Source organism: Aquiflexum sp. (assembly GCF_041749095.1).
Classification (GTDB): domain Bacteria; phylum Bacteroidota; class Bacteroidia; order Cytophagales; family Cyclobacteriaceae; genus Aquiflexum.
Map to the genome: position 1 here is coordinate 1 of NZ_JBGTCA010000065.1, position 8239 is coordinate 8239.

13 protein-coding genes are annotated in these 8239 nt (G+C 40.2%); 1 reads left to right on the forward strand and 12 read right to left on the reverse strand.

Going from position 1 to position 8239, the window contains the following annotated elements; genetic code table 11:
• Positions 1–130 precede the first annotated feature (130 nt).
• From ACEW8O_RS04120 to ACEW8O_RS04135, 4 genes are all read right to left on the reverse strand, one after another.
• Entirely contained in the window at positions 131–286 is a 156-nt protein-coding gene (locus ACEW8O_RS04120) for a hypothetical protein (RefSeq protein WP_373493356.1), read from the reverse strand.
• 119 nt (positions 287–405) lie between these two features.
• Entirely contained in the window at positions 406–789 is a 384-nt protein-coding gene (locus tag ACEW8O_RS04125; RefSeq protein WP_373493357.1) for a response regulator, read from the reverse strand.
• A 434-nt stretch (positions 790–1223) separates the two neighbouring features.
• Positions 1224–1748, reverse strand: coding sequence for a nuclear transport factor 2 family protein (locus ACEW8O_RS04130; protein WP_373493358.1), 525 nt, complete (start codon positions 1746–1748; stop codon positions 1224–1226).
• A 130-nt stretch (positions 1749–1878) separates the two neighbouring features.
• Positions 1879–2370: a 3'(2'),5'-bisphosphate nucleotidase CysQ gene (locus ACEW8O_RS04135; RefSeq protein ID WP_373493368.1), complete on the reverse strand. Its 492-nt coding sequence runs from the start codon at positions 2368–2370 to the stop codon at positions 1879–1881.
• 223 nt (positions 2371–2593) lie between these two features.
• On the opposite strand from ACEW8O_RS04135, the gene ACEW8O_RS04140 reads away from it, so the two are divergent.
• Positions 2594–3691: a serine hydrolase domain-containing protein gene (locus ACEW8O_RS04140; RefSeq protein ID WP_373493359.1), complete on the forward strand. Its 1098-nt coding sequence runs from the start codon at positions 2594–2596 to the stop codon at positions 3689–3691.
• A gap of 183 nt (positions 3692–3874) precedes the next feature.
• On the opposite strand, the gene ACEW8O_RS04145 is transcribed toward ACEW8O_RS04140, so the two are convergent.
• The 8 genes from ACEW8O_RS04145 to ACEW8O_RS04180 all read right to left on the reverse strand — a co-directional run.
• Positions 3875–4396, reverse strand: a complete 522-nt coding sequence (locus ACEW8O_RS04145) for a nuclear transport factor 2 family protein (protein ID WP_373493360.1) — start codon at positions 4394–4396, stop codon at positions 3875–3877.
• A 15-nt stretch (positions 4397–4411) separates the two neighbouring features.
• Positions 4412–4558, reverse strand: coding sequence for a hypothetical protein (locus tag ACEW8O_RS04150; protein WP_373493361.1), 147 nt, complete (start codon positions 4556–4558; stop codon positions 4412–4414).
• A complete protein-coding gene (locus tag ACEW8O_RS04155) occupies positions 4515–4718 on the reverse strand; it encodes a hypothetical protein (RefSeq protein ID WP_373493362.1) in 204 nt (67 codons plus the stop codon). Before ACEW8O_RS04155 ends, ACEW8O_RS04150 begins: the two co-directional genes overlap by 44 nt.
• A gap of 11 nt (positions 4719–4729) precedes the next feature.
• Positions 4730–5905, reverse strand: coding sequence for a P1 family peptidase (locus tag ACEW8O_RS04160; RefSeq protein ID WP_373493363.1), 1176 nt, complete (start codon positions 5903–5905; stop codon positions 4730–4732).
• Between the two features lie 11 nt (positions 5906–5916).
• The gene (locus tag ACEW8O_RS04165) at positions 5917–6810 is read right to left on the reverse strand and encodes an alpha/beta hydrolase fold domain-containing protein (protein WP_373493364.1); all 894 of its coding nucleotides are present in this window, start codon (positions 6808–6810) and stop codon (positions 5917–5919) included.
• The gene (locus tag ACEW8O_RS04170) at positions 6807–7292 is read right to left on the reverse strand and encodes an ester cyclase (protein WP_373493365.1); all 486 of its coding nucleotides are present in this window, start codon (positions 7290–7292) and stop codon (positions 6807–6809) included. Before ACEW8O_RS04170 ends, ACEW8O_RS04165 begins: the two co-directional genes overlap by 4 nt.
• Before the next feature lie 13 nt (positions 7293–7305).
• The gene (locus ACEW8O_RS04175; protein WP_373493366.1) at positions 7306–7551 is read right to left on the reverse strand and encodes a hypothetical protein; all 246 of its coding nucleotides are present in this window, start codon (positions 7549–7551) and stop codon (positions 7306–7308) included.
• A 72-nt stretch (positions 7552–7623) separates the two neighbouring features.
• Positions 7624–8239, reverse strand: a 616-nt coding sequence (locus tag ACEW8O_RS04180; protein ID WP_373493367.1) for an alpha-hydroxy acid oxidase, incomplete at its 5' end; no start/stop codon positions are given.

Here is an 8239-nt window from a genome sequence, read left to right on the forward strand (position 1 = left end):
ATGGTTAGTGTTGGCACCTGCGCTTGTGTTAAATTAAACCAATGAAGGCTAAGAACAAAAGTCAAAAGAAGGGCAGGTGTTGAAGGTAAGTGGGGTTTAGACATTTTGAGATATTTTGGATAGTTTACTATCAATGATATATGGAGAGGGGAATAGGTGGGAAGGCTTTTGATTTATTGGATATCGGGTTTGGATTGGTTTCATATTTCAATTCATTTTGGGGAATTAATACAAAAAGTTTTTCCTGCCTGACCGCAGGATTGCTGTCTGGCAGGACTTGGCTCATTTAAGTCATGTTTTTCCGTTCTACCCAATGCTCCCTAAAAGAAGCCATCCTTAGAACACATATCGGGCAACTACCAACTTACTTTTTGCATCTTGTCATACTTTGTATAATTAAATGGTTTAGGCCTGCTCCTTGAGAATTTGTTCCACTTCGCTTTTGAGTGAATCAAAATCTATGGGTTTGGTGAAAAACTCCTTTGCACCTGAACCCATGGCTTTGTTGTGGTTTTCGCTGTCGCCATAAGCCGAAATCATGCTTACCAGTATCTGAGGGAACCTGGTTTTGACTTTTTCCAAAAGCTGTAATCCTGACATTCCCGGCATATTGATATCCGAAAAAATATACATCACTTCGGGAGGTTGGGTACTTTCCAAAATGTCCAAGGCTTCCTGACCCGAAAAAGCAAATTCCAGTTCTATGGCACCACTTCGGATTTCTTTTCTAAGCTTCTGCCGAAATAGCATCTCGACATCTTTTTCATCATCTACTACCAAAAATTTCATGTTTTATCTGTTTATATCTATGTTTATTAAAATTGATTAAATAATCTATACCCTTCACAAATAATCATTTATTGTAATAGATCAATAAAGAATATACTTTGAGGTGGAAGGTGAATTTCAAAATATACTTTTAAAGATGAATCGAATTATAATATAATGATTTATGGCTGATTTTTAAGTGTTTGTCTTAAATAGGTTTGGTTGAAAAGACATATTCTTTACGTTTTTAGGTAAATTAAAAAATCGTTGATTTTTTGAAACCAAAGAAGGACGAACGTAGGGTTTTATTGTCCCAACGCCATGATAAACTTCCCAAAGACCTGCATGCCGGACAGGCAGGGAATCAGGTCGGTTTAATAATTTAAAAAAAGGCATTTGAAAAATTACTTTCAAATGCCCTGTAAAAATTAGAGGTTTTCTACTATTGCAAAAGTTTAATTGGATGGTGGTTTGACTTCAAATCCCTGTGCTTCCATAATATTCAACATATCATACCAATAGCGTAAAAATTCAATTTTACCATTCACTATCCTCCCCGCAGTATGATAGGGAACTGTTATGATTTTACCGGTTGCTTTGTGCTGAAGGGTATTGGTGCCCCAAGATAAAACCCATTCCCCCTCGTTCCAATTGTTGGTAACTTTGACAGGCAGATAAAGCTCTTGTGAAAGGGTATGCTTGAATTGATTGGTGCTATTGGTGTAATATTCCTTGTGTTGGGCCACTGTTAGTGAGTCCAAGCCTCCTCCCAAGCCATAGATCATCGCATTTGGTGCGAATTGCGCATTCATGGTAGCTACATCCCCGGCCTGAAGTGCTTTGGTATATTTCTGTACCACCTCCAAAGCTTTTGCGGCATTCTGAAATTCAAGCGACACCACTGGATCCTGTGCATTTGAAATTATCGGCATCAGCATCGTTAGCAATGCCAAGGCCAATGTAATTTTTAAATTTTTCATAAAAGATTGAGTTAGGTTAAAACAAAATAAATTCTAGGAATCAACATTGATTCTTATCCTAATGACCTGATAATTAATTGATATTCAAACCAATCAGGGACGAACGACCCCTTTTACCGTCCCAAAGCCATTAAAAAGTTTCCGAGTGGAATTTAGAAGTGCGCACCAAAAAAGATGGATTCAGAAGATTTTCTTTGTTATAGATTAAGGGGGTTCCTTCTGATAAGTTCAACACCTCTCCCTCCATTGCCAAAACAATGGCATGTGCCGCAGCCGTGTCCCATTCCATTGTCGGTCTAAAGCGGGGGTAAAGCTGCGCTTTGTTTTCAGCAACGAGTGTTATTTTCAAAGATGAACCCATGTTGATTATCTTGGCTTCAGGATATTTGGCAATGAAATCCTTTGTCTCCTGATCCATATGGGACCTGCTGGCTACGATGGTTTTGATGGAAGAATCATTAACCTTTGCCAATTTTTCAGGTTCTTGATTGCCTACCTGCTTCCAGGCACCTGACTCCAAACTTCCCCAATACAGCCAATCCAAAACGGGGGCATAGACCACGCCCATTATGGGTTTTCCAAGATGTATCAGGGCAATATTGACGGTAAATTCGGTTAAAATATGGAACGCTGATGACGCTGATTAAACTGATGAACACAGATCAAAAAAAATCAGTGTAAATCTGCTAAATCAGCGTCATCGGCGTGCTAATGAAAATCATTTCGAATAGGTAAAAGTCAAAATAATGAATAAATCTTATTCACTCTTTAATATTAAAGTTGTTGAATTTCCACCATTTTATTGGCAGATTTAGAAATTGAATTTCAAACTGAAATACCCAATTATGAACTCAATCAAGGCCAACATTTCGATTTTTACATTTTTAATCCTCTTGTTGTTTAGTCCCATAGTTTCAGCTCAAATCTCAAAGGTTGAAAAAGCCTTTGCCAAAGCTGAATCCAAAGGTTTTTCGGGCGTATTGCTTTTGGCCATTGATGGGGAGGTGGTATTTGAGAAAGCTACGGGTTATCGTTCTTTTGAACAGGAATTCCCTCTTCAAACCACAGATGTTTTTGAAATGGCATCTGTTTCCAAACAGTTTACGGCCATGATGGTGATGAAGTGTGTGGAGAAAGGGCTTTTGACTTACGATGACGAACTTACCGGTTATCTGGATGTTCCTTATTCAGGTATCACCATCACCCAATTGCTGACCCATACCAATGGGCTGCCGGATTACCAAGATATCATGGACAAGCATTGGGACAAAAGCAAAGTGGCTGGCAATAAGGACATTTTGGAATACCTCCGAAGATACCATCCACCCATGTTGGCCCAACCGGGAGAGAAATATGAGTACAGCAACACAGCCTATGTTTTTCTGGCCAGTATTGTGGAAAAGGTCACAGGAAGGGATTTTATAGAACTGGCAAGGGAATGGATTTTCAAACCTTTGGGGATGACAAATACCGATATCCGCACTTTGGAGGAAAAAGCAATCGTTTCCAATTTTGCGGCAGGACACCTGAAGGACGAAAAAGGAAACTATGTCAATGCCAATAAATTCCATTCGTCGGATTATACCATTTGGTTGGGGAACCGCAAAGGACCAGGTAGGGTCAGCAGTACCGCACAGAATCTATTGATCTGGGATCAGGCATTGTATGCAGGTTCATTGGTAAGTAAGGAAACCTTGGATTTGGCATTTTCTCCACAAACATTGAATGATGGGAGTATCAGTATCTATGGTTTCGGATGGGATTTGAAAGAAGACGAACATTTTGGAAAAATCGTGTCCCACACAGGGGACAATCCGGGGTATAAAACGCTGATCATGAGGTTTATTGATCAAAACAAAACATTGATCCTGTTGAATAACAACGCCCATGAAGCTAAGGATCAATTGATCCAAGGTGCGGTTGAGGCTTTGAAGGGGTGGTGAAATGAAATGGAGGTGGTCTTTAATTAGGTTTGTAATGGCACGCTGGACCTGTCCCGATCATCGGAATAACGCTGATTTGGCAGATTTTAACTGATTTTTAACTGAGTTTAATGGCATCTTCTAGGCAGAGTTTTTGGCGGATTTTTCTATATATTTTGATCATTGATGTATATCTATCTTTCATTAATCGCTCAGCGAATACTGATTTTTAACCGCAGCCATGCCTCCTAGAATTACCCACTTACCATCCACTTTCTTCCAGGTATGGGTAAACTTATAGGTCTCTTTTCTGACTACTTGGTTAACCTTGTCTGTCCATAAGTATTCGGTGTCGTAGAATGCCACCACCACATCCTCAATGGCGTTTGATGCTTTTTTATGAAGTACATAGCTGTATTTCAAATCAGGGTCTTTGTGCAAATCAGGGATCCAACTGGCAATTTTTCTTTTGTCCGAAACTCCATCCCCAAAACTCGGATATCCGATAAAGTCCTCATGCCAGAGGGTTTTATAGGCAACTGTGTCAATGTTCTGAACATACTCCCAATACAATTCTTCCATGTGCCAGGCTTCATCTTCCATTTCGGATTTGCTTAAGGGTGGTTCTGTTTCATCTTTTGAGAGATTTTTGCTGTTTTCGCTGCAACTCCATACAGTCAGCAAAACAAACAAAACAATCAGGTTAAATACAATTGAATTTTTCATTTTTCTAATTAAAGCTTATTGTTCCTGATATTCTTCCAATTTCAAGAATCTTGCAGCATTTCCATAGAAAATGCCTTCTTTATCTTCTTCGGTCAGAAAGTCCAGGCTATTCAAGAAATCAATTGATTGCCTCAAAAGTCTCCATGCGATGTAGTTCTGCATTGTCAGATCCTTTTACACCATAGTAGTCGGTGGCAGTTTCGCGCTCACCAAAGTCACTCTCTGTGTAAGAATGGATATGCATGTCAATGATTCTAGTTTGCGAAACTGCTACCAGTGTAGGCAGAAGTGCAAAAGCTATAGGGGCTAAGATCTTTTTCATTTTGTCCAATTTCATTTGTTCAACCGATTGTATTTTTTCAAAACGTCAATTAGTAGTCCATGCGGGATTGCATAAGATTTATTTCCATTGATTCCTTCCATGGTTTCTGCTGCGATCAGGGCATTGATGATGGCTTCTTCTACAGATTGTACCGTCGCTTCCAGTAATGGATCGATCAGATCATTGGGAAGCATTTGTACTTCCGAAAAATCATAGCGCTGAAAAGCATCGGGATTGGCTGTTGAAAATGCGATAAAAATATCTCCCGAACCATTAGTCCCAATTCCTCCTGTCAATCCAATTCCGATCGGAACCCGATTGGCAATCCGCTTCAACTGATGCGAAAGCAAGGGAGCGTCTGTGGCAACCACAACAATGATAGAACCATCTCCTTCCTTCCTATAAGATTGTGGAGGCAATTTCAATTCATTATTCAAAGTATCCATCAATTCCTTTCCAACCGGAACTCCAGCGATGGTTAAGGAAGGTTTTCTTCCAAAGTTTGCCTGTACCAAAACCCCAACTGTGTAAGTGGAATCCATAATCTTTACGATTCTCGATGATGTCCCTGTTCCGCCTTTAAAGCCCAAAGCCATCATCCCAGTGCCACCACCGACATTTCCTTCTGCTATTTTCCCACTTGATGCATTTTTAATTGCTTCAAGCACATGCTCTTCCTTCACATGAAATCCATAGATGTCATTCAAAAAACCATCGTATGTCTCCGCTACCACAGGATAGGTGTACCACCACTCCTCACCCTGATACCAATCTGTATCCACGTACCACTTCAACACTGCATCCCGGACTACGCCCACACTGTTGGTATTTGTAATCATAATCGGGGTTTCCAAAAATCCTGATTCAGTCAACCAGGTAGTTCCGGTCATTTCCCCGTTTCCATTCAGGCTGTACCAATTGGCAAACACGGGACTGAACTTTTGGGTTTTTCCACGCGGGAAAATAGCAGTGACACCAGTTCTTATCGGGCCTTTGCCAACGATGTTTTCACCGCTCCCTGAGATGATTGTGCTGTAGCCTACTTCCACCCCTTTCACATCAGTGATGGTATTGAATTGACCTGTTGTGCCGTCAAACGGAACACCCAAATCTCTCGCTCGGGGTTTTTGGGCGTGAGTGATAGATAGGTTGAGGATAAGAATCAGAAGAACTATTGATCTTTTCATTTCGGGTCTTTTTAAAATTTATCCAAAAACTTAAATATCTCAATATAAGCGTTTTCAAACTGCCCTTTACTTGGGCTTTGCTTTCCATCGGGTATAAAAATCCTGAGGTCTTTATCCTTTCTCATCTTGAGATCAAACTGCTCAAATGTTACCGGTGGAACTTGATCATCCAAAGCTCCCTGCCACAGAAAAATGGGCGGGTCACTTGGGTCAAAATAAGTGATCGGTTCATAGATGGCAAGATTTTCTTTTGATTCATAATCATCAGGAGCGAAAAGGGCTTTACCCACTTGACTGAATAAGTCGTTTTCGTGTTCTATAAAAATTCTTTCAATCAAATCCAATCCATCCACAGGACTGGAAAAGTTGATGATGCCTACGATCACAATGCCTTCATCAAGTTTATTAGGATACTCCGGATTGTTTTGGGCAAGTCCTACATTGGTGGCAATGTGCGCGCCTGCAGAAAAGCCCGTCACAATCACATTGTCCAAATTCAAACCATAGTGTGTATTGTTGGCTTTGAGGAAATTCAAAGCATTGGTTAAGTCACTCGTGGCCAATGGAATCCCTCTTTTCAAGCGGTAATTGAGATTGACTACATTCAAGCCTTTACTCAGGTAAGGTTCAATGTACCTTTCCTCCTGACTTTTGTCGCTAAAGTAATATCCTCCTCCATGAAGAAAGACAATGGTGTAATTCCGTTTACCATAGGATTTTGCATTTTGAGAAAGGTAGATGTCCATCACCTGTTCCGCATCTGAATCGTAGGAAACGTCTTTCAATATTTTATAAACTGTTTCCTTTTCAGTAGCCGACAGGTCTACCGTGGATGTCAATTTTTTGGAGCAGGAGGAGAGTACGAATGAAAAAATTAGGAGCAGGTATAATGTGGTTATTTTCATTTTTTAGTGAGTTGATTTTTCAAACTTAATGCGTCGGGAAAACCCCATTGCTCAGCTATTTTACCATTCTCTATTCTATATATAGAGGTTTCATAGATTGTAACTTTATTACCGGTAGAATCAAGTCCTTCGAATGCTCCCTGATGGGTACCTGAAGATTTATATCTTGTTACCACTTTGTCGCCTTCACTTACCATATCGACTATTTCTTCTTTCCAGTCCGGAAATATTTTTCTGTGACTTGAAATTGAATATTTTGCTCCAGCAATTCCTTTCCACTCAATCCCGTTTATAAAGTGGCAGACAAAATCGGGTGCCAATATTTTATCCAATTCCGTTACTTTTCCGTTGCTCCAAACCCGGTGATAATTTTTCACGACATCACGGTTAGCGTCCAGGTTAATTTCTTGTTTTTCTGAACTACAACTGGTTATAAATATACAGGCAATAAGAATCAATACTAAGCAGAAAGATTTTTTCATTTTGGTGTTTTGTTTAAATGATAATAAGATACCCTCCTGTCCCTAGTCTTTTTGCCAATTCAGGATGCATGGCTTTTTCTACTCTTGAAGCATCGTTGTCATGAAGCCCTTCAAGGTAATTGAGTACTGTTTCCTCGATAAGCAAAGTATCGCTTTTGGTCTGTCCAAAGAGGTTGCTGTTGAATGAGATAACGATAAAAAATATCATTGCCAGTCTTATTAATTGACGGAGTTGAAGTGTTTGAAGTGTCTGTTTCATTTGTTTTTATTTAAAGTTTTATTTCCTTTTATTTAAATGTCTGCCAACTTAAATGGAGCGATTCAATTTACTTTAGTATCCAATTACAAAATCCCTAGTAATTTTATCAATTGAGGTCGTTCCGGCAAGTTGCATGTCGCGGATCAACTCCTCTTGGAGAATCTCCAGAGCCATTTCTACACCATGTTGACCAAGCGCACCAAGTCCCCAACAAAACGGCCTGCCAGTACAGACTGCATTGGCTCCAATGGCCAAGGCTTTAAATATATCGGTTCCCCTTCTAATGCCTCCGTCAATTAAGACCGGTATTCTCCCTTTTATTTCGTCAACTACCTCAGGAAGACATTCAATGGTTCCTCTGTTACTTTCCAATTGCCTTCCCCCATGATTGGAGACAATAATTCCGTCGGCTCCATACTTTAGAGCGAGAGCAGCATCCTCCCTAGTCATAATTCCCTTAATGACTATTTTCATGCTGCAGTTGGCCCGAAGCCAATCAATGATTTCCCATGTTACGCTTGGATCTGTAAAACTCATTCCTTCCGGAAGGATTCCTTCCAGGTTCCCCATTTTGAGTTCGCCTGCCTCGATTAAACTAAAAAGCGTCGTTACACTCGTCTCCCGATTTCCGACTACCGGAGTATCTACAGTCAATACACAGACCGGACATCCCGCCTGTTCCGCTTTC